Raw genomic sequence first — 23,203 nt, 5'->3', positions numbered from 1 at the left:
GCTAGACGCCTTGCTTCAATGAGGCCTCGATGAACACATCGAGATCGCCGTCCAGCACCTTCTGCGTGGCCGACACCTCGACGTTGGTGCGCAGGTCCTTGATGCGGCTGTTGTCCAGCACGTAGCTGCGGATCTGGTGGCCCCAGCCGACATCGGTCTTGCTGTCCTCGAGCTTCTGCTGCTCTTCCTGGCGCTTGCGCATCTCGTGGTCGTACAGGCGCGAGCGCAGCCGCTTCCAGGCCACGTCGCGGTTGCTGTGCTGGCTGCGGCCGTCCTGGCACTGCACCACGATGCCGGTCGGAAGGTGCGTCAGGCGCACGGCCGAGTCGGTCTTGTTGATGTGCTGGCCGCCGGCACCGCTGGCGCGGAAGGTGTCGACGCGCACGTCGGACGGGTTGATGTCGATCTCGATCGAGTCGTCGATCTCCGGGTAGACGAAGATGCTGGCGAAGCTGGTGTGCCGTCCGCCCGAGGAGTCGAAGGGCGACTTGCGCACCAGCCGGTGCACGCCGGTCTCGGTGCGCAGCAGGCCGAAGGCGTAGTCGCCCTCGACCTTGATGGTCGCGCCCTTGATGCCGGCGGTGTCGCCCGGCGTTTCGTCCTCGATCTGGGTCTTGAAGCCCTTGCGCTCGGCGTACTTGAGGTACTGGCGCAGCAGCATGCTGGCCCAGTCGCAGGCCTCGGTGCCGCCGGCGCCGGCCTGGATGTCGACGAAGGCATTCAGCGGATCGGCCGGGTTGTTGAACATCCGGCGGAACTCGAGCTGCTTGATGTCGGCCTCGAGCGTGGCCGCGTCGTCGGCGATCGACTGCAGGCCGTCCATGTCGCCGTCTTCCTTCGACATCTCGTAGAGCTCGGTGTTGTCCGAGAGGCCGCTGGTGAGCCGGTCGAGCGTGACCACCACGTCGTCGAGGGATTTCTTCTCGCGGCCCAGGTCCTGGGCCTTCTTGGGGTCGTTCCAGACGGTCGGGTCTTCGAGCGACGCGACCACGGTCCTCAGGCGTTCGGCTTTGGCATCGTAGTCAAAGATACCTCCGTAAATCGACCGTGCGGGCGCTCAGGTCCGCAAGGGTGGCGCCGATTTGGTTGATTTGTTCTGCATCCATGGGAGTGTCCTGACGGTGTTCGGGGAAAACCGTGCATTTTCTCATGGCCGCGGCGTCTTCCCGCGGCGGCGTTCGGCGGGCTTCAGCCGGCCTGCGGCGGGGGCTGCAGCGGCAGGCTCACGCGGAACAGCGCGCCCTCGCCGGGGCGGCTCTCCAGCATGATCTCGCCGCCGTGCAGGCGCACGATCTGGCGCGTGATGAAGAGCCCCAGCCCGAGCCCGGGCGCGTGCTTGCGGCTGTCGTCGGTGCGCTCGAACTGTTCGAAGATGCGCGCGTGGTCTTCGGGCGCGATGCCGATGCCCTGGTCGCGCACGCTGATCTGCGCGCTGTCGCCCGTCTGCCGCACCGACAGTTGCACCGGCCGGCCGCCGCCGTAGCGCAGCGCATTGGTCAGCAGGTTGGTCAGCACCTGCTCGATGCGGAACTCGTCCCAGGTGCCGTCGACGCCGTCCTCGGCATCGAGGCCGATCGCGCAGCCGGCGGCTTCGGCCTGCTGGGCCAGGCTTTCCATCACGCGCTGCGCCAGCGCCGACAGGTCGATCGGCTTCGGCTCGATCGACAGCGCGCCGCTGCGCATGCGGGTGACGTCGAGCATGTCGTCGATCAGCCGCACCATGCTGCGGATCTGGCGCTGATCGCGCTCGATCATCGCGGGCAGCCGCTCGGCCTCGAAGGGCGCAAGGTTGCCCTTGGCGAGATGGAGCTTGCGCACCTGCGTCTCCAGGTACAGCGTGTTGAGCGGCGTGCGCAGCTCGTGCGAGACCATCGACATGAAGTTGTCGCGCATGCGCACCGCGTGTTCGAGTTCGCGCTGGGCGCACTGCAGTTTCTGCACCAGCAGCTCCTGCTGGTGGTTCGACGCGGCCAGCGCCTCCATCTCGCGCTTGAGCGCCTTGCGGTGCCGGTGCAGGTCGACGAACACGCTGACCTTGCTGCACACCACGTGGGCGTCCAGCGGCTTCTGCAGGAAGTCGACCGCGCCGCTCTCGTAGCCCTTGAAGCGTAGTTCATCTCGCTGCCGGCCGCGCTCACGAAGATGATCGGGATATGCCGCGTGCGCTCGGGGCCGCGCATCATCTCGGCCAGCTCGAAGCCGTTCATGCCCGGCATCTGGACGTCGAGGATCGCGAGCGCGAACTCGTGCGCCAGCAGCAGGTCGAGCGCTTGCTCGGCCGAGCCCGCCTTGAAGACCTGGCGCTCCGGGCCGCGGATCAGCGCTTCCAGCGCCAGCAGGTTCTCGGGCAGGTCGTCGACGATCAGCAGCTTGCTTTCGACATCAAAGTGCATGGGCGGCGTCCAGTCGCAGGAGCAGGGTGCGCATCTCGCGCAGCGGCAGCATGAAGTCGGGGGCATGCCGGCGCAGCGCCGCCTGCGGCATGGTGGCGACCTGCGCCTCCATCGGATCCTGCACCGCGGTCAGGCCGCCCGCGCGGTGGATCTGCAGCAGGCCTTCGGCGCCGTCCTCGTTGGCACCCGTGAGCAGCAGGCCCGCCAGGGCCGAGCCATAGACATCGGAGGCGGAAGCCATCAACACGTCGATGGACGGCCGCGAGAACAGCACCGGCGGCTCGCAGCTCAGTGAGAAGCGGCGGTCGCGCTCGATCGACAGGTGGTAGCCTGGCGGCGCGAAATGCAGCGTGCCGTCGGTGACCGGCACCTTGTCCTCGGCTTCATGCACGGCGAAGGGCAGGCGGTGGCTGAACACCTCGGCCAGCCGGCTCTCGCGGCCTTCGGGCAGATGGATGACGACCACCAGCGGCAGTTTCCAGTGCGGCGGCAGGTCGTGCAGCAGGGTCAGCAGCGCGTCGACGCCGCCGGCCGAGGCGCCGATCACGGCGGCATCGATGCGGCGCGCGATCTGGGGAATGCGCTTCATGATGCCTTGCGGTAGATGCGCTCCGCGCGCGACAGCGCGTCGAAGCTCTCGGCATGGCGGGAGAAGTCGATGCTCTCCTTGGCGCCGAGGCCGAGGAAGCCGCGATGGCACAGCGACTCGTGGAACAGGCTCAGCGCGCGGTCCTGCAGCTGGCGATTGAAGTAGATCAGCACGTTGCGGCAGGACACCAGCTGCGTCTCGGCGAACACGCTGTCGGTCGCCAGGCTGTGGTCGGCGAAGATCACGTCGGCGCACAGTGCCGGGTCGAAGCGCGCGGCGTCGTAGGCGGCCGTGTAGTAGTCCGAGAAGGCACGCTGGCCGCCGGCGCGCTGGTAGTTGGCGGTGTAGCCGCGCACCGCCTCGAGCGGGAAGATGCCCTGGCGCGCCTTCTCGAGCGACATGGGGTTGATGTCGGTGGCATAGATGCGGCTGCGCGCGAGCAGGCCTTCTTCCTCGAGCAGGATGGCGAGCGAGAACACTTCCTCGCCGGTGCTGCAGCCGGCGACCCAGACCTTGATCGACGGATAGGTCTGCAGGACCGGCACCACCTGCCGGCGCAGCGCGAGGAAATACGCCGGGTCGCGGAACATCTCGCTCACCGGGATGGTGAGGAATTGCAGGAGCCGGCTGAAGACGGCCGGGTCGCGCAGCACCTTGTCCTGCAGCGCCGAGATGCTCGGCAGGTTGAGCTGGCCGAGCGCATACAGCACGCGCCGCTTCTGCGACGCACCGGTGTAGTCGCGGAAGTCGTGGCTGTACTTGAGGTAGATCGCCTCCATCAGCAGCCGCAGCTCGATATCGGTGTCGCTCGGCGGTTCGCTCGCAGGGTTCACGGCAGTCGTTCCATCTTCGGCATCCACACGCGCAGCAGCGAGAACAGGCGATCGAGGTCGACCGGCTTCGCGAGGTAGTCGCTGGCGCCGGCCGCCAGGCACTGGGCCTGGTCGTCCTTCATGGCCTTGGCAGTGACGGCGATCACCGGCAGCTTGCCGAAGCGCGGATCCTGGCGTAGCCGCCGCGTGGCTTCGAGGCCGTCCATCTCGGGCATCATCACGTCCATCAGCACCAGGTCGATGTCGGGCACCTGGTCGAGCTTCTCGAGCGCCTCGCGGCCGTTGCGGCCGATCTCCACTTTCGCGCCGCGCTGCTCCAGCGCGCTGGTGAGCGCGAAGATGTTGCGCACGTCGTCGTCCACCAGCAGGATCGAGCGGCCCTCGAACACGCGGTCGCGGCCGCGCGCGGTCTTCAGCATGGTCTGGCGTTCGCTCGACATGCTGGCCTCGACCTTGTGCAGGAACAGCGTGACCTCGTCGAGCAGCCGCTCGGGCGAGCGCGCGCCCTTGATGATGATCGAGCGCGAATAGCGCAGCAGCTCGGCCTCTTCGGCGTGCGTGAGGTTGCGGCCGGTGTAGACGATCACCGGCGGGAAGGAGCAGATCTCCTCGGTCGCCATCCGCTTGAGCAGCTCCGCGCCCTGCATGTCGGGCAGGCGCAGGTCGGTGACCATGCAGTCGAAGACGCGGGTGCGCAGCAGCGCCATCGCCTCTTCGCCGGACTCGACCGCGGTGATGACGACGTCCTCGTCGCCGATCAGTCTGACCACGCTTTCGCGCTGCAGCGCATCGTCCTCGACCAGCAGCACGGTCTTGACCTTCTGCGTGAGCTTCTCCTCGAACTTGCGGAAGACCTGCGTGAGCTGTTCGCGCGTGGTCGGCTTGAGCGCATAGCCGATCGCGCCCATGTGCATCGCGGCCTCGGTGTTGTCCTGCGCGGACACCACGTGCACGGGGATGTGGCGCGTCTGCGGATCGTCCTTCAGATGCTGCAGCACGCCCAGGCCGGGGCTGTCGGGCAGGCGCATGTCGAGCAGGATCGCATCGGGCAGGAACTGCTCGGCGAGGCTGAAGCCCTCGGCTGCGCCCTGTGCGACCAGGCAGCGGTAGCCGAGCTCGTGCGCGAGGTCGTAGAGGATGTGCGCGAACTGCGGCTCGTCCTCGATCACCAGCACGCGGCGCCGCTGGTCGTGCGGCAGCGCGCGATCGTCGGCGAAGGGCGGCTGGAGCGGCGCCGGTGCTGGCGCGGGGGCCACGATCGGCGCGGCGGCGAAGGCGGGGCGATGCGTGCCGGCAGCGGGCCTTGGCGGTGCCGGCTGCCTGGATTGCGGCGCCCGCGCCGGCAACTGCAGCGTGAAGGTGCTGCCCTCGCCGGGCACGCTCTGCACGCTGAGCGCGCCGCCGAGCAGATGGGTCAGGTCGCGCGAGATCGACAGGCCGAGGCCGGTGCCGCCGTAGCGGCGGCTGGTGGTGCCGTCGGCCTGGCGGAAAGCCTCGAAGATCACGTCCTGCTGGCTCGGTGGAATGCCGATGCCCGAGTCGGTCACGGCGAACAGCGCACCGCCGTCGGGCGCGCCGGAGACGGTCAACGCCACTTCGCCGCGCTCGGTGAACTTGATGGCGTTCGACAGCAGGTTCTTCAGGATCTGCTCGACGCGCTGGCGGTCGGTTTCGAGCGTGGCCGGCGCGCCGGGCCGCACGTCGAGCCGGAAGGCGAGGTGCTTCTGTGCCGCCAGCGGCGTGAAGGTCATCTCCAGGCTGGCTGCCAGCCGTGCGGTGGCGACGTCCTCGGCCACCAGGTCGAGCTTGCCGGCCTCGACCTTGGCGATGTCGAGGATGTCGTTGATCAGCACCAGCAGATCGTTGCCCGAGGCGTAGATGGACTCCGCGAACTTCACCTGTTCCGCGCTCAGGTTGCCCTGCGTGTTGTCGCCGAGCAGCTTGGCGAGGATCAGCGCGCTGTTGAGCGGCGTGCGCAGCTCGTGCGACATGTTGGCGAGGAATTCCGACTTGTAGCGGCTCGCGCGCTGCAACTCGTCGGCACGCTCCTCGAGGTCCTGCTGCACGCGGCGCAGCGCGGCGTTGCGCTGGTCCAGGGCCTCGGTGCGTTCGGACAGCTGGCTGTTGGTCTGCTCCAGCTCGGCCTGCTGATTCTCCAGCGTGGCCTGCGAGGCGCGCAGGGCGCGCGACTGCTCCTCGAGTTCCTCGTTGGCGGTGCGCAGCTCTTCCTGCTGCACCTGGAGTTCCTCGTTGAGCTGCTGGGTTTCGGCCAATGCGTCCTGCAGCTGCTCGCGAAAGCGTGCGGCGGCAACCGAGCTGCCGATGTTGCCGGCCACCAGTTCCAGCAGGGCCGTGCCGCGCTCTTCGACGGCCTGGAGCATGCCGAGCTCGACAACGCCGTTGACGATGCCGTCGTTGGCCACCGGCAGCAGCAGCGACGCGGCCGGCGCGCTGCCGCCCAGGCCCGAGTTGACCTTGAAATAGGCGGCCTCGACCGGCGCGACCCGCATCAGCCGATTCTCGGTGGCGGCCTGGCCGACGAGGCCTTCGCTCGGGGACAGCACCTGCGGCGTGGCTTCGGCCGCATCGGAGAAACCGTAGCTTGCCACGCGGCGCAGCGTGCCGTGGCGTTCGCGCACATACATCGCGCCGACCACGTTGCCGACATGGCGCGCGAAGAAGGCCAGCACCTTGCGGCCCATCTCCTGCGCGCCGAGTTCGCCGACCAGTTCGCCGGTGAGCTCGGTTTGCGCGGTGCGCAACCAGGCCTGCCGCTGAAGGATTTCGGCGTGCGCGGCCTGTTCCTGCAGCACGCCTTCGTAGCTTTGGGACATCTGCATGAGCTGGCGGCGTCCGAAAAAGGCCAGCAGGCCGGTGACTGCCAGGGTGAAGAAGACGAACACGCCGACCACCGCGTAGCTGGTGTTGTTCGCCTCGGTGTTGCGCTGGAAGCGCAGCGCCAGCTCGGTGCTCATGAAGTTGGTGAACTCGGCGCGGACGTCGTCGGTCAGCCGCTTGCCGCGGCCCAGCGCCACCGGCTGCTGGTAGTCGCCGCCGTCGCGGCGCAGCGCGATCATCTCGCGCGCGAAGTCGTTCCAGGTGTTCTGCAGCGCGCCGATGCGGTCGACGCGGTCCACTTGCGACTGGTTGTCCGAGACCAGTGTCCTGAGCGCCGCCAGACCGATCTTGACCCGGGGCAGGGCGCTTTCGTACGGTTCGAGGAAGCTGGTGTCGCCCGTGATCAGGTAGCCGCGCATGCCGGTCTCGAGATCGATGATCTGCCGCTGGACCTCGCTGGCGCTGCGCGTGACGCGATCGGTGTGTTCGACCCAGGCGATCGTCGAGAGCAGGTAGAAGATGAGCAGCGCGAAGACCACCGCCCCGATCAGGCCGCCGATGATCGGGATCTTCAGATTGCGATTCAGCAGGCGCTGGAAGTCCTCGGGATCGATCGCGGATGGGCTGTTCATGAAGGGGCTTTGAGCAAAACCCGACAAGTCTGCCCGACCCCCGGTCCTTTGCTTGTCGGAGAAGGCCGCGCGAACCGGCTCAACCGGCGAGGAAGGCGTCGATCAGCGCCGCCACGCGCGCGGGCTGGTCGTGGTGGAGCATGTGCCCGGCGTCCTCGACGCACGCGATGCGCGTGTCGGGCACCGTCTTCAGGCGCTCGTGGTAGTCGGCCAGCGTGTAGCCGCCTTTCCACCAGCGGCCGAGGCTGTCGTCAGCGGCTTCCACCGCCAGCAGCGGCGCGGCGATGCAGGCATAGAGCGCGAGCGTCTCGTCGACGCGGAACAGGTTGGCGTTGATGATCTTGTGCGCCGGATCGCCGAGGATCTCCCAGGCCTCGCGGCCATCGGGCTGACGCCTGGCGACCGACCAGTGGGCCGCGAGCCAGTCGGCCTTGTCCTGCGTGAGGCGCGGGTTGGTCTTCATCAGGCGCCGGGCCACGCCGCCGGCCTCGGGGTAGGTCGCGAGTCCCATCTCGCCGCGGTGCAGGCGCTTGAGCTGGTCGATCCACTTGCCGAAGCGCGCGGGCGCTTCGTCGGCCCGCAGCGGCGCCATGCCGAAGCCTTCGAGGTTGACCAGCCGGCGCACGCGCTGCGGGCGCACGCCCGAATACTGCATCGCGATGTTGCCGCCCATGCTGTGGCCCACGAGGTCGATCGGCGTATCGCCCGCGTAATGGTCGAGCAGCCAGTCGAGGTCGGCCAGGTAGTCGGGCATCCAGTAGTTGTCGACCCCGCCGCCGTCGGTGAGGCCGAAGCCGCGCCAGTCGGGCGCGAGCACCCAGCGCGCCTCGGCCAGCGCGTCGACCACGAACTGCCACGAGGCCGCGACATCCATCCAGCCGTGCAGCAGCACCAGCGGCGGCCGCGCCGGCGAGGGCTCGCCCCAGAGGCGCACGTGATAGCGCAGGTTGCGCACGGGAACGAACTCGCTGCGGGAGGGGCGCAAGGCTTGGTACATGCGGCCGATGATAAGCAGCGCCCGGCGGCGGGCCTGCCTCCGGGGCGACTCGGCGGCGGCCGACGGCCGGGCGCGTTAGCATTTCGCCCATGAAAAAAATCCGGCTTGGCCACAGCGACCTCTACGTCACCCCGATCTGCCTCGGCACCATGACCTTCGGCGAGCAGGTGGACGAACCCACTGCGCACGCGATCCTGAACCGCTCGTTCGAGCGCGGCGTGGATTTCATCGACACCGCCGAGATGTATGCGGTGCCGACCCGCAAGGAAACCTTCGGTGCGACCGAAACCATCATCGGCAACTGGTTCGCGAAGCATCCGGGCATGCGGGCGAAGACGGTGCTGGCCACCAAGGTCGCAGGCCCGTCGCGCGGCATGGACTGGGTGCGCCAAGGCAGCGGCATGACGGCCGAGGACATCGTCGCCTCGTGCGAGAACAGCCTGCGGCGGCTGCAGACCGACGTGATCGACCTCTACCAGATCCATTGGCCGGAGCGGCACGTGCCGGCCTTCGGCAACCTGTACTACGACCCGTGCAAGGAAACGTCGCGCACGCCGATCCGCGAGCAGCTCGAAGCGTTGGCGAAGCTGGTCGAGGCAGGCAAGGTGCGCGCCATCGGCCTGTCCAACGAGACGCCCTACGGCGTGCACGAGTTCGTGCGGCTGGCCGAGGAGCATCGACTGCCGCGCGTGGCCACGGTGCAGAACGTCTACAACCTGCTCAATCGCACGGTCGAGAACGGCCTGGACGAAACCATGCACCGGCTCGGCGTCTCGCTGCTGGCCTACTCGCCGCTGGGCTACGGCCTGCTGACCGGCAAGTACGACGCCGGCGGAAGCACGGGGCCCGGTGCGCCTGCCGGCGCGCGCATCACCCTCTACGAGTCGGTGCGCAAGCAGCGCTGGGGCCGGCCCGGCTCGCTGGCGGCGGCGCGGCGCTACAACCAGCTGGCGCGCGAGCACGGCATGACGCCGACGAAGTTCGCGCTGGCCTTCTGCAACAGCAAGTGGCAGGTCGCGAGCACCATCCTCGGCGTCACCTCGGTCGCCCAGCTCGACGAGAGCATCGACAGCTGGGGCGCCACTCTCTCGCCGGAAGTTCTGGCCGAGATCGACCAGTTGCGCCTCGAGATGCACGACCCCGCGTTCTGATGTCAGCCCCCCGGCTTGCCACTTCGTGTGCTTCGCCACCCCCCGAGGGGGAGGCGCGGCTCGCCTTGGGGCGGCCCGGCGGCGGCCGCTGTCCTCGCTTCTCATGAGCAGCCGCAAGACCCACGTCAGCGAAACGCCCGCCACGCAGATGCTGAAGGCGAACGGCATCGCATTCACCGGGCATCCCTACGAGTACCTCGAGCACGGCGGCGCGCAGCACAGCGCCGCCGTGCTCGGGCTCGACCCCTTCACGGTGGTCAAGACGCTGGTGATGCAGGACCAGGACGCCCGGCCCCTGATCGTGCTGATGCACGGCAACCGCACGGTATCGACCAAGAACCTCGCGCGCCAGATCGGCGCCAAGTCGGTGGAGCCGTGCAAGCCGGAGGCGGCGAATCGGCACAGCGGCTACCCGGTCGGCGGCACCTCGCCCTTCGGCATGCGGCGCGCGATGCCCGTGTATGTCGAGGCCACGATCCTCGAGCTGCCGAGGATCGCGATCAACGGCGGGCGGCGCGGCTACCTCGTGGGCATCGACCCGCAGGTCTGCGTGAAGCTGCTCGACGCCAAGCCGGTTCACTGCGCGCTGGCAGAATAGCCCGCCGGTTCAGCGGCGCATGGCCTGTCCGGCGCGCCTGGAGACAACGTGAGTTTTCATCTTCCTTCGATCGTCGCGATCGTCCTGTCCTACCTGCTGGGGTCGCTCTCTTTCGCCGTCATCGTCAGCAAGTCGCTCGGCATGGCCGATCCGCGCAGCTACGGCAGCGGCAATCCCGGTGCGACCAACGTGCTGCGCTCGGGCCGCAAGGGCGCCGCGCTCGCGACGCTGCTGCTCGACGCGCTCAAGGGCTGGCTGCCGGTGTTCGCGATCCAGCACTTCGGCGGCCGCTTCGACCTGGGGCCGGACACCGCGGCGCTGGGCGGGCTTGCAGCTTTCCTCGGGCACCTCTATCCGGTGTTCTTCGGCTTCAAGGGCGGCAAGGGCGTGGCCACCGCGGCCGGTGCATTGATCGGGATCGAGTGGCTGCTGGGGCTCGCGACCGGCACCACCTGGCTGATCATCGCGGTCTTCTTTCGCTACTCGTCGCTGGCCTCGATCGTGGCCGCCTTCTTCGCGCCGGCCTACTATCTGCTGGGCGGCGGCATCGCCTGGCCGCTGAACCGCACGGTGCTGCTGGCGCTGATCGTCATCAGCCTGCTCCTGATCTGGCGCCACCGCGCCAACATCCGCCGGCTTGCGGCCGGCACCGAATCGAGACTCGGCTCGACAAAGAAGGAATGACCATGACATCCATCCAGCGCTTTCACGTCGGTCCGCGCCTGAGCGAAACCGCCGTCCACAACGGCACCATCTACCTCGCGGGCCAGGTGCCCGACGACACCTCGCAGGACATCCGCGGCCAGACCGCGCAGGTGCTGGCGATGGTCGATCGTCTGCTGGCCGAAGCCGGCAGCGACAAGTCGCGCATCCTGATGACGCAGATCTTCCTGGCCGACATTGCGGACATCGGCGCGATGAACGAGGTCTGGGACGCATGGATCCCGGCCGGCCACACGCCGCCGCGCGCGACGGTGCAGGCGGCGATGGCGAACAAGGCTTACAAGATCGAGATTGTGGTGACGGCGGCAATGGCTTGAGCATCGAGCCCGTCGTTGACCACGTGCTCCCGATGCCAGGAGCACCGCGGATCCGGCTTGGCCAGTCCGCCGGTGTTGCCCCCGGTAGGGGGAAGGCGAAGCGACACGAAGTGCGCGCAGCCTGGGGGCGAGCCTAGTACCGCTTCTCGAGCACCATCTGATCGGCGTCGCGCCGCATCGAAAAGTGGCTGATGAAACTGTTGCCGAGCAGCACGTACGGCATCGGCTGCTGCGAGACGATGGCCTCGATGTCATACACCTCGACATCGCCGACGCGCACCGAACCGAGCCGCACCCGATAGCCCGGCGCCACGCCGTTGGCAGTGTTCACGCGGATGGGCTGCCCCTTGCTGTAGTCGAGCCCGATGCGCTGTGCGTCGGCGGCCGACATCGCGACGGTGGTGGCGCCGGTGTCGACCATGAAGCTGACCGCCCGGCCGTTGATGGCGCCCTGCGTCGTGAAATGGCCGCCGCTCGACGCCGGCAGCACGATGCGGGTCCCGCCGCCACTGCCGCCACCACCGCCGATGCTGACCGGCGTGTCCATGCGCAGCGCGACGCGCTTGCCGCCGGATTCGACGGTGGCCTGCTCGGCCTGCAGGGCCAGCAGCTTGACGCCCTGGTAGGTCTCGCCGACCGCCACGGTCTTGGGTGCGCCGCCGTTGACGATGAGGATCGCGCGGCTGCCGATCGTGCCGGTCAGCATGATGGATTGCGCGTGCGCGAACGTGCAGGCTGCGGCCAGCAGCCATGCCGAAAGGACCGGCTTCATGACGGGCCTAGTCCCGGAAGTTGTTGAACGACAGCGGGGTGTCGGGCACGTCCTTCTTGATCAGCGCCATCGCCGCCTGCAGGTCATCGCGCTTGGCACCCGTCACGCGCACCGCGTCGCCCTGGATGGCGGCCTGCACCTTGAGCTTGCTGTCCTTGAGCAGCCGGGTGATCTTCTTGGCCTGCTCGCTCTCGATGCCGCTCTTGACCTTGATCACCTGCTTGACCTTGTCGCCGCCGATTTTCTGCACCGCGCCCTTGTCGAGAAAGCGCACGTCGACGCTGCGCTTGGTGAGCTTGCTGCGCAGGATGTCCTCGACCTGCACCAGCTGGAATTCGGCGTCGCCCGTCAGGGTGATTTCCTTGTCCTTCAACTCGACGGCGGCAGCGGTGCCCTTGAAGTCGAAGCGCGTCGCGATTTCCTTGGCGGTGTTCTCGACCGCGTTCTTCACCTCGGGCAGGTTGGGTTCACAAACGGTGTCGAAAGACGGCATGAAGGCTCCGGCAGCAACGAATTGAATTGCGCCGCGTGCGGTGCCGCGCGGCGTGCGAATGCGACAATTCTCCCATGATCGTGGAGCACAACGTACCGCTGCAGCAGCACAACAGCTTCGGCATCGTCGCGCGCGCGCAGCACCTGGTCCGCATCACCGGCGAGGCCGACGTGGCCGCGCTGCGCGCGGATGCACAGTGGCGCGACGCGCCGAAGTTCGTGCTCGGCGGCGGCAGCAACATCGTGCTGACCGGCGACGTGCGGCCGCTGGTGCTGAAGGTCGAGATCAAGGGCCTGAGGCTGGTCGACACCACGCCGCGCGCCTGGATCGTCGAGGCCGGCGCCGGCGAGAACTGGCACGACACGGTGCGCTGGACGCTGGCCCAGGGCTTTCCCGGCCTGGAGAACCTGGCGCTGATTCCCGGCACGGTGGGCGGCTCGCCGGTGCAGAACATCGGCGCCTACGGCGTCGAGCTGCAGGACCGCTTCGAATCGCTCGACGCGATCGACCTCGAGACCGGCCGCGGCTTCACGCTCGATGCCGCGCAGTGCGCCTTCGGCTACCGCGACTCGGTGTTCAAGCACGCGGCCAGCGGCGGCAACGACTTCGGGCTTGCGGGGCGCGCGCTGATCACGCGCGTGCGTTTGCGCCTGCCGCGGCCGTGGAAGCCGGTGCTGGGCTACCTCGACCTCGAACGCAAGATGGCCGAGACGGGCAACTTCACGCCGAGCGCGATGGAGATCTTCGACTGGGTCTGCGCGATTCGCCGCGCCAAGCTGCCCGACTGGCGGGTGCTCGGCAATGCCGGCAGCTTCTTCAAGAACCCGACGGTGACGCCGGAGCAGTGCGCCGACATCATCGCGCGCGATCCGAAGATCGTTCATTACCCGATGGCCGACGGCAGCATCAAGCTGGCCGCGGGCTGGCTGATCGATGCCTGCGGCTGGAAGGGCAAGTCGGTCGGCAATGCGGGCGTCTACGAGCGGCAGGCGCTCGTGCTGGTGAACCGCGGCGGCGCCGCCGACCCGGTCACCGGCGGCGAGGTGATGACGCTGGCCAAGGCGATCCAGACCAGCGTCTACGAGCGCTTCGGCATCCGGTTGGAGCCCGAGCCTGTGGTGGTCTGACCCTGCCTGGTCAATCCTTGTTGTCGTTTTTCAGCTGCGGCAGCGAGGCGCCCTGCGTCGACGACAACAGCCCCGTCGCCGTATAGATCGCCAGCTTGTCGCGCGTGTCGACGATGTCGAGGTTGCGCATCGTCAGCTGGCCGATGCGGTCCAGCGGCGTGAACGCGCCCTCGACCTTTTCCATGCTCAGCCGCTCGGGCTTGTAGGTGAGGTTGGGCGAGACGGTGTTCAGGATCGAGTAGTCGTTGCCGCGGCGCAGCTCGACGCTGACCTCGCCGGTGATCGCGCGCGCGACCCAGCGCTGGGCGGTCTCGCGCAGCATGATGGCCTGCGGATCGAACCAGCGGCCCTGGTAGAGCAGGCGGCCGAGGCGGCGGCCCTGGTCGCGGTACTGCTCGATCGTGTCCTCGTTGTGGATGCCGGTGACCAGCCGCTCGTAGGCGATGAACAGCAGCGCCAGGCCCGGGGCCTCGTAGATGCCGCGGCTCTTGGCCTCGATGATGCGGTTCTCGATCTGGTCGCTCATCCCCAGGCCGTGGCGGCCGCCGATGCGGTTGGCTTCGAGGATCAGGTCGACCAGGCTTGCGTACTCGACGCCGTTGATCGCGACCGGGCGGCCCTCGACAAAGCGCACCGTGACCTCTTCGCGCTTGACTTCGACTTCGTCCTTCCAGAAGGCCACGCCCATGATGGGCTGGACGATCTTCATGCCGCTGTCGAGGTGCTCGAGGTCTTTCGCCTCGTGCGTGGCGCCGAGCATGTTGGAGTCGGTCGAGTAGGCCTTCTCGGCCGACATCTTGTAGGCGAAGCCGGCCTTCTGCATGAACGCGGACATCTCTGCGCGGCCGCCCAGCTCGTCGATGAAGGTCTGGTCGAGCCAGGGCTTGTAGATCTTCAGCGCCGGGTTGGTGAGCAGGCCGTAGCGGTAGAAGCGCTCGATGTCGTTGCCCTTGTAGGTGCTGCCGTCGCCCCAGATGTGGACGTCGTCTTCCTTCATTGCCGACACCAGCATGGTGCCGGTGACCGCACGCCCGAGCGGCGTGGTGTTGAAGTAGGTGACGCCGGCCGTGGTCACGTGGAAGGCGCCGGCCTGCAGCGCGGCCAGGCCTTCGGCGGCGAGCTGGGTGCGGCAATCGATCAGGCGCGCCTTCTCGGCGCCGTAGAGCATCGCCTTGCGCGGGATCTCGTCGTAGTCGGGCTCATCGGGCTGGCCGAGGTTGGCGGTGTAGGCGTAGGGGATGGCGCCCTTGTTGCGCATCCAGTGCAGCGCGGCGCTGGTGTCGAGGCCGCCTGAAAAGGCGATGCCGACCTTCTGGCCGGCGGGTACGTTCTGGAGGATGGTGGACATGCTCGGATCCCGGTTCAGCCGAAGTGGCAGATGTAGCTGTAGGGCTCGCCGCTCACGCGGATCTGAAAGCTCGAGTTGCCAGGCACGCTGAATTTTTCGCCGGCGCCCGAGGCCACCCATGCATCGCTGCCGGCCAGCTTGTATTCGCAGCGGCCGCCCGTGCCTTCCATCAGCTCGGGCGCGCCGGTGTTGAAGGTCAAGGTGGAGGGCAGGATCACGCCAACCGATTTCTTCGTGCCGTCGGCGAGCGTGAGGCTGTGGCTCACGCATTTGCCGTCGAAGTAGACGTTGGCCTTGGTCGACACCGCGACGCTGTGGAGGGATTCGGTTGTGCTCATTGGAAAGAAGGAGGGCCTGGCGCCGGTTGCGGTCGGCAACCGGCAGCGCGCCGTTGCCGGACGCTCCGTGCGATGGTTGGAAAGCCCGTGATTTTAGGCTTGCCGGCCGGCCCTCCGGCCCGAGGCGCCGCTCAGCGCCAGCGGCCGCCGTGCCAGCCGCCGCCCCAGCCGCGCGAGTAGCCGAGGTTCAGCGACAGCCCGATGGGCGGATAGATGTAGGGATAGGGCGCGTAGCCGTAGGCGTAGGCCGGCTGGACAACCACCGGCGCGGGGTAGTAGGCCGGTGCGGGCTGCGCGTAGCCGGGCGCCTGGTCGCCCGACACCACGACGCCGGGCTCCGGCTGCACGTCGTTCCAGGCTTGCTGCGGCTGTTCGCCGCCGGGTACCAGCTGCGGTTGCGGCGCCACGGGCGAGGTGGTGACGCCGTAGTTGTTGACCTCGATCGGGATGCTGGCGCCCGGGCGGGTGTCGGTGTGGATCGTGTACTGGCGGCCTGCGTATTCGTAGGTCACGGAATAGCGGGTGACGCCGGGGGCTTCTTCCACCGGCTTGGCCGAGATGACGCGGGCCATCACTTGCTGGGCCTGCGCCATGGTGGCGACGCCGGCCAGTGCCGCGAGAAGCGAAAGGCCCAGAATGTTGCGAACGATCTTCTTGCTCATGTCAGAACTCCTTGAGGGGGCGCGTACGCCGCTGAACGGGTTGGATGAGTCCGCTCGGGTCGGGTTCCGGCCCTTTACACAGCGTAGCCTTTCCACTGCGTGGCGTCGAATCCAGTCGTAACGCCGGCCTTCGCGCCCCAGTTGACCACCGGTCGCTTGATGAGACTCGGGTTGGCCAGCAGCACCGTGCGCGCCGATGCACGATCGACGACCGCCGCGCGGGTCGCGTCGTCAAGTCGACGCCAGGTGGTGCCGCGGCGGTTGACCAACGCTTCCCAGCCCGGCGCATCCAGCCATCGGTCGAGTTCGGCCTCGGGCACGCCGTCCTTCTTGAAGTCGTGATAACGGTAGGCCACGCCCTGTTCGTCGAGCCAGGCGCGGGCGCGTTTCACCGTGTCGCAGTTCGTGATGCCATAGAGAGTCGTCATGCGGCGATGATGCCCGCGCCGCGCGTCGGCGACAATGCCGGCCTCCATGAAAACCCTTGTCGACTGGCTGGCGCACGCCGAGCACCTGCATCCCAAGAGCATCGAGCTGGGGCTCGACCGCGTCCGCGCCGTGGCCGCGCGCCTCGGCCTTGCCTTCGATTGTCCGGTGATCACCGTGGCCGGCACCAACGGCAAGGGCTCGACCTGCGCGATGCTCGAATCGATCCTCGTGCGTGCGGGCTACCGCACCGCGGTGTTCACCTCGCCGCACCTGGTGCGCTTCGAGGAGCGGCTGCGGCTCGTGGGCGGGGCGGTCGACGGCGTCGAACTGGCGCGGCATTTCGAGACAGTGGAAGCCGGCCGCGGCGATGTCGCGCTGACGTACTTCGAATTCACCACCCTGGCCATCCTGCTGTGCATGGCGGCGAGCAAGCCCGATGTGGCCATTCTCGAAGTCGGCCTCGGCGGCCGGCTGGACGCGGTCAACATCATCGATGCCGATTGCGCGGTGATCACCAGCATCGACCTCGACCACATGGATTTCCTCGGCCCCGATCGCGAGAGCATCGGCTTCGAGAAGGCCGGCATCCTGCGCGCCGGCCGGCCCGCGATCGTCAGCGACCCGATGCCGCCGCAGAGCGTGATCGACCACGCCGAGGCCATCGGCGCCGACCTCTGGCGCGTGGGCCGCGATTTCAACGTGACGGGCGACAAGCAGCAATGGGGCTGGAGCGGCCGCGGACGGCGCTACAGCGGCCTGGCCTATCCGGCCCTGCGCGGCGCCAACCAGCTGATCAATGCGGCCGGCGTGCTGGCGGCGCTCGAATCGCTGCGCCCGCGTTTGCCTGTCACTGCCCAGGCGATTCGCACCGGCCTCGCGATGGTCGAGCTGCCGGGGCGCTTCCAGATCGTCCCGGGCGAGCCCGTGCTGGTGCTCGACGTGGCGCACAACCCGCATGCGGTCGCGGCGCTGGCCGAGAACCTCGATGCCATGGGTTTCTATCCGACCACCCACGCGGTCTTCGGCGTGATGGCCGACAAGGACCTGGCGCCGATGTTCGCGCGCATCGGGCCGATGATCGACCGCTGGCACTTCACCGATCTGCCGACTGCGCGGGCCGCGCAGGCCGCCGACTTGCTCGCCCGCTGGCAGGCGCAGAACACGCGCGCCGATGCCTCGGGCAGCGTGCACGCGGCACCGATGGCAGCGCTCCGGGCGGCCATCGAGCAGGCGAACCCCGCTGATAGAATCGTCGTCTTCGGATCGTTCTTCACAGTGGGTGGCGTGCTCGAAAACGGAACACCCCGTCTGCGCGCCAGGCACCTGTCGTCCGGCTCCTGATCCGCCTGATTGCCGGCGCCTTTTCCACCTCACGCTGTACTCTCTCAGGAAAACGAATTTCATGGCGTTCTTCAAGTTCCGCACCCGCGGTCCGCAGGGCAACGAAGGGCGAAACACGAGCGTCGCTTCGGCGCCGGCAGAGAGCATCGAGGCCATGCGCCGGCGCGCGCGCCACAGGCTGCTGGGCGCCGCGGTGCTGGTGCTGGTCGGTGTGATCGGCTTCCCCTTGCTGTTCGACACCCAGCCGCGTCCCATCGCGGTCGACATTCCGATCGAAATCCCCGACCGGGCCAAGGTCAAGCCGCTGCCCTTGCCTGCGACACCCGCGCCGGCACCCGCTGCGGCATCGACGCCAGCGCCGACCCCCGGCAGCGATGCCGGCAAGGCCGCCGAGCCGAGCACGCGCGTGGCGGCCGCACCGCGCAGCAGCAGCCCCGACATGATCACGGAGTCGGCCGACGGCGTCGAGATCGCGCCCGACAAGCCCTCGCTCCCGGCACCCGACGGGAAGTCCGAGTCCGCACCCGCCCCCGAAACCAAGCCGCATCCCAAGCCCGAGCCCAAGGCCGAAGTCAAGCCGAAAGCGGAAGCCAAGGCCGAGTCGAAGCCCGAACCCAAGCCGGCCCCCGCCAAGCCTTCGCCTGCCGACGATGCAAGCCGGGCGCGCGCGCTGCTCGAAGGCAAGAGCGCCCCGACCGTGGTCGCCGCCGCCAAACCGGCTGCTGCGGCCGAGGACTCGGGCCGCTTCGTGGTCCAGGTCGGCGCCTTCGCCGACGCCGACAAGGCGCGCGAGGTGCGGCAAAAGCTCGAGAAGGCGGGGCTCAAGACCTTCACCACCGTCACGAAGACGGCCGGCGGCGAGCGCACGCGTGTGCGTGTCGGTCCCTTCGGCTCGCGCGCCGAGGCCGACCGCGCGGCGGGGCGCGTCAAGGGCTTGTCATTGCCCGCGGCCGTCCTCAGCTTGTAGTCACCGCTGGCTGACGTGGCACCGCTCGACTGGATCGCCGTTGCGCTGCTGGTGATCTCGATGCTGCTGGGCCTGGTGCGAGGGTTGGTGTTCGAGGTGATCTCGCTGGCGGGCTGGGTGGTCGCGTTCCTGTGCGCGCAGTGGTTTGCGGAGGATGTGGCGCGCTGGCTGCCGTTCGGCGATCCGGCGGCCACATGGCGCTATGCGGCGGGTTTCGTGCTGGTGTTCGTGGGCGTCGCGTTCGGTGTGGGGCTGGTGGCCTCGCTGGTTCGCAAGCTGGTCACGGTGATCGGGCTTCGGCCGGTGGATCGTCTGCTGGGCGCGGCCTTCGGCCTGGCGCGCGGTGCGGTCGCGCTGCTGGCGCTGGCGGTGGTGGTTCATTTGCTGGTCCTGAGCGACAGCGTCTGGTGGCGCGAATCGCGCAGCGCCATTGTTCTCGATGCGGCATTGCAGGGCCTGAAACCCGCGCTGCCTGAAAAGTTGGCAAGCTACCTGCCCTGAGAGGAAACGTTCATGTGTGGAATCGTCGGCGTTGTCAGCAGCGCCCCCGTCAATCAGCTGCTCTACGACGCGCTGCTGCTGTTGCAGCATCGCGGCCAGGATGCGGCCGGCATCGTCACGCTGCTCGAACGCAAGTTCTTCATGCACAAGGCCAAGGGCATGGTGCGGGACGTGTTCCGCACCCGCAACATGCGGGGCCTGCCAGGCGATATCGGCCTGGGCCAGGTGCGCTACCCCACCGCGGGCAATGCCTACAGCGAGGAAGAGGCGCAGCCCTTCTACGTCAACGCGCCCTTCGGCATCGTGCTCGTGCACAACGGCAACCTCACCAATGCGCATGCGTTGCGTGCCGAGCTGTTCTCCACCGACCATCGGCACACCAACACCGAAAGCGATTCCGAGGTGCTGCTCAACGTGCTCGCGCACGAGCTCGATCAGGCGACACGCGGCGGCCAGCTCAACTCGGCGACGGTGTTCGAAGCGGTGCGCCACGTGCATCGCCGGCTGCGCGGCTCCTATGCGGTCGTGGCGCTGATCGCCGGGCACGGCCTGCTCGCATTCCGCGACCCCTACGGCATCCGCCCGCTGGCCATGGGACGCAATGCCGACGGCACGGTGATGGTGGCGAGCGAATCGGTGGCGCTCGAAGGCTCGGGCCACGTGTTCGAACGCAACATCGCGCCGGGCGAGGCGGTCTTCATCGACCTGCAGGGCCAGGTGCATGCCGAGCAGTGCGCCGAGGCGCCGACGCTCAACCCCTGCATCTTCGAGTTCGTCTACCTCGCGCGGCCCGACTCGGTGCTCGACGGCATCTCGGTGTACCAGGCGCGCCTGAATCTCGGCGAGACGCTGGCCAAGCGCGTGGTCTCGACCGTGCCGCCGAGCGACATCGACGTGATCATCCCGATCCCCGAATCGAGCCGGCCGAGCGCGACGCAGCTGGCGCACCTGCTCGGCATCCCCTACCGCGAAGGCTTCGTCAAGAACCGCTACGTGGGCCGCACCTTCATCATGCCGGGCCAGGGCGTGCGCAAGAAGTCGGTGCGCCAGAAGCTCAACGTGATCGCGAGCGAATTCAAGGGCCGCAACGTGCTGCTGGTCGACGACTCGATCGTGCGCGGCACCACCAGCCGCGAGATCGTGCAGATGGCGCGCGACGCGGGCGCGCGCAAGGTCTATCTCGCCAGCGCCGCGCCGCCGGTGCGCTTTCCGAACGTCTACGGCATCGACATGCCGACCAAGGACGAGCTGGTGGCGCACGACCGCAGCATCGAAGAGATCCGCCAGCTGATCGGCTGCGACGCGCTGATCTACCAGGACGTCGAAGGCATGAAGCGCGCGATCCTGAAGGCCGCGTCGAGTTCGCCGGCGCAGAAGCTCGACGGCTTCGATGCCTCGTGCTTCGACGGCGTCTACGTGACCGGCGACATCGACACCGAAGCCATCACACGCATGAACGGCAACCGCCCGCGCATCGAGGAGAACGAGGAAGACTCGTCGCGCCTCGCGCTGCCCAACCTGAGTTGAAAGTCGAACCACCCGTGACCGACCGATCCCTGCCCGCCGGCCTGCACCGCGACACCCTCGCGGTGCGCACCGCGCTCGACCGCAGCCAGTACGGCGAGAACTCCGAGGCGCTCTTCCTGTCGAGCAGCTTCGTGCAGCCCGATGCCGAGACCTCGGCGCGCCGCTTCGCCGGTACCGAAGAAGGCTTTACGTACACGCGAACCTCGAACCCGACCGTGAGCAGCTTCGAGCGCCGCCTTGCCGCGCTCGAAGGCACCGAGGCCGCCGTCGGCGCATCGAGCGGGATGGGCGCGATCCTGATGATGTGCATGGGCCTGCTCAAGGCGGGCGACCACGTCGTGTGCTCGCGCTCGGTGTTCGGCTCCACGCTCAACCTGGTCGGCCGCGAGTTCGGCAAGTTCGGAGTCGAGACGACCTTCGTCTCCCAGACCGACGCCGTCGAATGGAAGGCCGCGGTGCGGCCGACCACGAAGCTGCTCTTCGCCGAGACGCCGACCAATCCGCTGACCGACGTGTGCGACATCCGCGCACTGGCGGACATCGCGCACGACGCGGGCGCGCTGCTGGCGGTCGACAACTGCTTCTGTTCGCCGGCCCTGCAGCGGCCGACCGAGTGGGGCGCCGACCTCGTCATCCATTCGGGCACCAAGTACCTCGACGGCCAGGGCCGCGTGCTGGCGGGTGCCATCTGCGGCCCGCAGAAGCTGATCGACGTGTTCGCCACCGTGGTCCGCACGGCGGGCATGGCCTTGTCGCCCTTCAATGCGTGGGTCGTGCTGAAGGGGCTCGAAACGCTGGGCATCCGCATGCAGGCCCATTGCGCCAGCGCGCTCGCGCTCGCGCAATGGCTCGAGACGCAGTCCGGCATCGCACGCGTCTACTACCCCGGCTTGCCTTCGCATGGGCAGCACGAACTGGCGATGCGCCAGCAGGCGGGGCAGGGCGGTGCGGTCGTGTCCTTCGACGTGCGCGGCCAGCCGTCCAACGAGACGCCCGAAACGGCGCGCGCCAACGCCTTCCACGTGATCGACAGCACGCGCGTGCTGAGCATCACCGCCAACCTCGGCGACACCAAGACCACCATCACCCATCCGGCCACCACCTCGCACGGGCGCCTGTCCGAAGCGCAGCGGCAGGCGGCCGGCATCGGTCAGGGCCTGATCCGCGTCGCGGTCGGGCTCGACCATATCGACGACATCAAGGCCGACTTGCTGCGCGGCCTCGGCACCCTCGCATGACATCACAGAAGACCCGCACCCGTTTCGCTCCCTCGCCGACCGGCTTCATCCACCTCGGCAACATCCGCTCGGCGCTCTACCCATGGGCCTTCGCGCGCTCCACCGGCGGCGACTTCATCCTGCGCATCGAGGACACCGACGTCGAGCGTTCCACGCAGGCGGCGGTCGACGTGATCCTCGAAGGCATGCAGTGGCTCGGCCTCGATCATGACGAGGGCCCGTACTACCAGATGCAGCGCATGGACCGCTACAAGACGGTGCTGGCCGAGTTGCAGGCCGCGGGCCAGGTCTACCCCTGCTACATGAGCGTGGCCGAACTCGACGCGTTGCGCGAGCGGCAGATGGTGGCCAAGCAGAAGCCGCGCTACGACGGCACCTGGCGCCCCGAGCCCGGCAAGACGCTGCCGCCAGTACCGCCGGGCGTGCAGCCGGTGCTGCGCTTTCGCAATCCGCAGGGCGGCGCGGTGGCGTGGGACGACAAGGTCAAGGGCCGCATCGAGGTCAGCAACGACGAGCTCGACGATCTCGTGATCGCGCGCCCCGACGGTACGCCGACCTACAACTTCTGCGTCGTGGTCGACGACATCGACATGGCCATCACGCACGTGATCCGCGGTGACGACCACGTGAACAACACGCCGCGCCAGATCAACATCTTCCGCGCGCTCGGCAAGGAGCCGCCGGTCTACGCACACCTGCCCACGGTGCTGAACGAGCAGGGCGAGAAGCTGAGCAAGCGCACCGGCGCCAAGCCCGTCACGCAGTTCCGTGACGAAGGCTATTTGCCCGATGCGATGGTCAACTACCTCGCGCGTCTCGGCTGGAGCCACGGCGACGACGAGATTTTCACGCGCGCTCAGTTCATCGAGTGGTTCAACCTCGATCATCTGGGCCGCAGTGCGGCGCAGTTCGATGAGGCGAAGCTGCGCTGGGTCAATGCGCAGCATCTGAAGGCGATGGCCGACGATGCGCTGGCGCCGCTGGTCGCAGCGCAACTGCAGCAGCGCGGCATCGCCGCCGACGAGCGGCTGGCCGCGATCTGCGGACTCTTCAAGGATCGCTGCGACACCACGGTCGCGCTCGCGAGCTGGGCAGCGGCCTTCTACGCCGACGTGGCGCCAAGCGAAGCCGATCGCGCGCAGCACCTGACCGACGCGGTGCGCCCCGCGATCGCCACGCTGGCGGACAAGCTCGCGGGCGTCGCATGGGACAAGGCCGGCATCGCAGCCGCCATCAAGGAAGTGCTCGCGGCGCATGGCCTCAAGATGCCTGTGCTCGCGATGCCGGTGCGCGTGCTCGTGATGGGAACGCCGCAGACGCCATCGCTCGATGCGGTGCTCGCGCTGTTTTCTCGTGAAACAGTGTTGGCACGTTTGAAAACAGCCTGAT

At 68.2% G+C, this 23,203-nt stretch carries 22 protein-coding genes and 1 pseudogene; 11 read left to right on the top strand and 12 right to left on the bottom strand.

The genetic code is table 11. The features are described 5' to 3' along the window. Nucleotide 1: 1 nt before the first annotated feature. The 6 genes and pseudogenes from prfB to WDLP6_RS17750 form a co-directional block, all read right to left on the bottom strand. Nucleotides 2-1,106, bottom strand: a protein-coding gene (gene prfB / locus WDLP6_RS17775) for a peptide chain release factor 2 (RefSeq protein WP_162568427.1) whose coding sequence is annotated in 2 segments (ribosomal slippage) — nucleotides 2-1,024 and nucleotides 1,026-1,106 — 1,104 coding nt in all. Because the reading frame shifts where the segments join, the coding sequence is not laid out codon by codon here. A gap of 82 nt (nucleotides 1,107-1,188) precedes the next feature. Then, nucleotides 1,189-2,393 (bottom strand): annotated as a pseudogene (locus WDLP6_RS17770) (hybrid sensor histidine kinase/response regulator). Then, nucleotides 2,383-2,982, bottom strand: coding sequence for a chemotaxis protein CheB (locus WDLP6_RS17765; protein ID WP_162593414.1), 600 nt, complete (start codon nucleotides 2,980-2,982; stop codon nucleotides 2,383-2,385). Before WDLP6_RS17765 ends, WDLP6_RS17770 begins: the two are co-directional and overlap by 11 nt. Beyond that, complete coding sequence (locus WDLP6_RS17760) at nucleotides 2,979-3,815, bottom strand: CheR family methyltransferase (protein WP_269475577.1); 837 nt, start codon at nucleotides 3,813-3,815, stop codon at nucleotides 2,979-2,981. Before WDLP6_RS17760 ends, WDLP6_RS17765 begins: the two co-directional genes overlap by 4 nt. Then, nucleotides 3,812-7,285: a response regulator gene (locus WDLP6_RS17755; protein WP_162593413.1), complete on the bottom strand. Its 3,474-nt coding sequence runs from the start codon at nucleotides 7,283-7,285 to the stop codon at nucleotides 3,812-3,814. The genes WDLP6_RS17760 and WDLP6_RS17755 overlap by 4 nt, the downstream gene beginning before the upstream one ends. A 79-nt stretch (nucleotides 7,286-7,364) precedes the next feature. Continuing rightward, the gene (locus tag WDLP6_RS17750; RefSeq protein WP_162593412.1) at nucleotides 7,365-8,282 is read right to left on the bottom strand and encodes an alpha/beta fold hydrolase; all 918 of its coding nucleotides are present in this window, start codon (nucleotides 8,280-8,282) and stop codon (nucleotides 7,365-7,367) included. Between the two features lie 89 nt (nucleotides 8,283-8,371). Between WDLP6_RS17750 and WDLP6_RS17745 the strand changes: the two genes are divergently transcribed. The 4 genes from WDLP6_RS17745 to WDLP6_RS17730 all read left to right on the top strand — a co-directional run bounded on the left by WDLP6_RS17745 (nucleotide 8,372) and on the right by WDLP6_RS17730 (nucleotide 11,071). Further along, nucleotides 8,372-9,433, top strand: a complete 1,062-nt coding sequence (locus WDLP6_RS17745) for an aldo/keto reductase (RefSeq protein ID WP_162593411.1) — start codon at nucleotides 8,372-8,374, stop codon at nucleotides 9,431-9,433. A 103-nt stretch (nucleotides 9,434-9,536) separates the two neighbouring features. After that, nucleotides 9,537-10,031 (top strand): aminoacyl-tRNA deacylase, encoded by a 495-nt coding sequence (locus WDLP6_RS17740; protein ID WP_162593410.1) that lies wholly within the window; start codon nucleotides 9,537-9,539, stop codon nucleotides 10,029-10,031. Nucleotides 10,032-10,079: 48 nt separating this feature from the next. Beyond that, nucleotides 10,080-10,715: a glycerol-3-phosphate 1-O-acyltransferase PlsY gene (gene plsY / locus WDLP6_RS17735; RefSeq protein ID WP_162568420.1), complete on the top strand. Its 636-nt coding sequence runs from the start codon at nucleotides 10,080-10,082 to the stop codon at nucleotides 10,713-10,715. 2 nt (nucleotides 10,716-10,717) lie between these two features. Then, nucleotides 10,718-11,071 carry a RidA family protein gene (locus tag WDLP6_RS17730; protein WP_162593409.1) on the top strand — a complete coding sequence of 118 codons (354 nt, stop codon included), beginning with the start codon at nucleotides 10,718-10,720 and terminating at the stop codon, nucleotides 11,069-11,071. A 133-nt stretch (nucleotides 11,072-11,204) separates the two neighbouring features. Here the strand turns inward: WDLP6_RS17730 and WDLP6_RS17725 are convergent, their stop codons facing one another. Both WDLP6_RS17725 and WDLP6_RS17720 read right to left on the bottom strand, forming a co-directional pair. Then, entirely contained in the window at nucleotides 11,205-11,843 is a 639-nt protein-coding gene (locus tag WDLP6_RS17725) for a retropepsin-like aspartic protease family protein (protein WP_162593408.1), read from the bottom strand. A 7-nt stretch (nucleotides 11,844-11,850) separates the two neighbouring features. Next, the gene (locus tag WDLP6_RS17720; protein WP_162593407.1) at nucleotides 11,851-12,336 is read right to left on the bottom strand and encodes a YajQ family cyclic di-GMP-binding protein; all 486 of its coding nucleotides are present in this window, start codon (nucleotides 12,334-12,336) and stop codon (nucleotides 11,851-11,853) included. A 74-nt stretch (nucleotides 12,337-12,410) separates the two neighbouring features. Between WDLP6_RS17720 and murB the strand changes: the two genes are divergently transcribed. Continuing rightward, nucleotides 12,411-13,463 carry a UDP-N-acetylmuramate dehydrogenase gene (gene murB / locus WDLP6_RS17715; protein ID WP_162593406.1) on the top strand — a complete coding sequence of 351 codons (1,053 nt, stop codon included), beginning with the start codon at nucleotides 12,411-12,413 and terminating at the stop codon, nucleotides 13,461-13,463. Nucleotides 13,464-13,473: 10 nt separating this feature from the next. Here the strand turns inward: murB and argG are convergent, their stop codons facing one another. The 4 genes from argG to WDLP6_RS17695 all read right to left on the bottom strand — a co-directional run bounded on the left by argG (nucleotide 13,474) and on the right by WDLP6_RS17695 (nucleotide 16,239). Beyond that, nucleotides 13,474-14,811: an argininosuccinate synthase gene (argG, locus tag WDLP6_RS17710; protein ID WP_162593405.1), complete on the bottom strand. Its 1,338-nt coding sequence runs from the start codon at nucleotides 14,809-14,811 to the stop codon at nucleotides 13,474-13,476. 14 nt (nucleotides 14,812-14,825) lie between these two features. After that, nucleotides 14,826-15,149 (bottom strand): pyrimidine/purine nucleoside phosphorylase, encoded by a 324-nt coding sequence (gene ppnP / locus WDLP6_RS17705; RefSeq protein WP_162568414.1) that lies wholly within the window; start codon nucleotides 15,147-15,149, stop codon nucleotides 14,826-14,828. 131 nt (nucleotides 15,150-15,280) lie between these two features. Continuing rightward, nucleotides 15,281-15,811: a hypothetical protein gene (locus WDLP6_RS17700; RefSeq protein WP_162593404.1), complete on the bottom strand. Its 531-nt coding sequence runs from the start codon at nucleotides 15,809-15,811 to the stop codon at nucleotides 15,281-15,283. A gap of 74 nt (nucleotides 15,812-15,885) precedes the next feature. Next, entirely contained in the window at nucleotides 15,886-16,239 is a 354-nt protein-coding gene (locus WDLP6_RS17695; protein ID WP_162595135.1) for an ArsC family reductase, read from the bottom strand. Between the two features lie 34 nt (nucleotides 16,240-16,273). Here WDLP6_RS17695 and folC point away from each other — a divergent pair, with 34 nt between their 5' ends. From folC to gltX, 6 genes are all read left to right on the top strand, one after another. Further along, on the top strand, nucleotides 16,274-17,581 hold the full coding sequence (gene folC / locus WDLP6_RS17690; RefSeq protein ID WP_162593403.1) for a bifunctional tetrahydrofolate synthase/dihydrofolate synthase: 1,308 nt from the start codon (nucleotides 16,274-16,276) through the stop codon (nucleotides 17,579-17,581). 61 nt (nucleotides 17,582-17,642) lie between these two features. Continuing rightward, on the top strand, nucleotides 17,643-18,548 hold the full coding sequence (locus tag WDLP6_RS17685) for an SPOR domain-containing protein (protein WP_162593402.1): 906 nt from the start codon (nucleotides 17,643-17,645) through the stop codon (nucleotides 18,546-18,548). Nucleotides 18,549-18,563: 15 nt separating this feature from the next. Beyond that, a complete protein-coding gene (locus WDLP6_RS17680) occupies nucleotides 18,564-19,049 on the top strand; it encodes a CvpA family protein (protein WP_162568409.1) in 486 nt (161 codons plus the stop codon). 12 nt (nucleotides 19,050-19,061) lie between these two features. Further along, entirely contained in the window at nucleotides 19,062-20,576 is a 1,515-nt protein-coding gene (purF, locus tag WDLP6_RS17675) for an amidophosphoribosyltransferase (protein ID WP_162593401.1), read from the top strand. A gap of 14 nt (nucleotides 20,577-20,590) precedes the next feature. Further along, nucleotides 20,591-21,814 (top strand): O-succinylhomoserine sulfhydrylase, encoded by a 1,224-nt coding sequence (locus tag WDLP6_RS17670; protein ID WP_162593400.1) that lies wholly within the window; start codon nucleotides 20,591-20,593, stop codon nucleotides 21,812-21,814. Next, nucleotides 21,811-23,202, top strand: coding sequence for a glutamate--tRNA ligase (gene gltX, locus WDLP6_RS17665; protein WP_162593399.1), 1,392 nt, complete (start codon nucleotides 21,811-21,813; stop codon nucleotides 23,200-23,202). Before WDLP6_RS17670 ends, gltX begins: the two co-directional genes overlap by 4 nt. Nucleotide 23,203: the final 1 nt, after the last annotated feature.

It is taken from the genome of Variovorax sp. PBL-E5 (genome assembly GCF_901827185.1).
In the GTDB taxonomy this organism is placed as follows: Bacteria; Pseudomonadota; Gammaproteobacteria; order Burkholderiales; family Burkholderiaceae_C; genus Variovorax.
Note: the sequence above shows the minus strand (reverse complement) of the source record. Positions and strands in the feature narration are given on the sequence as shown.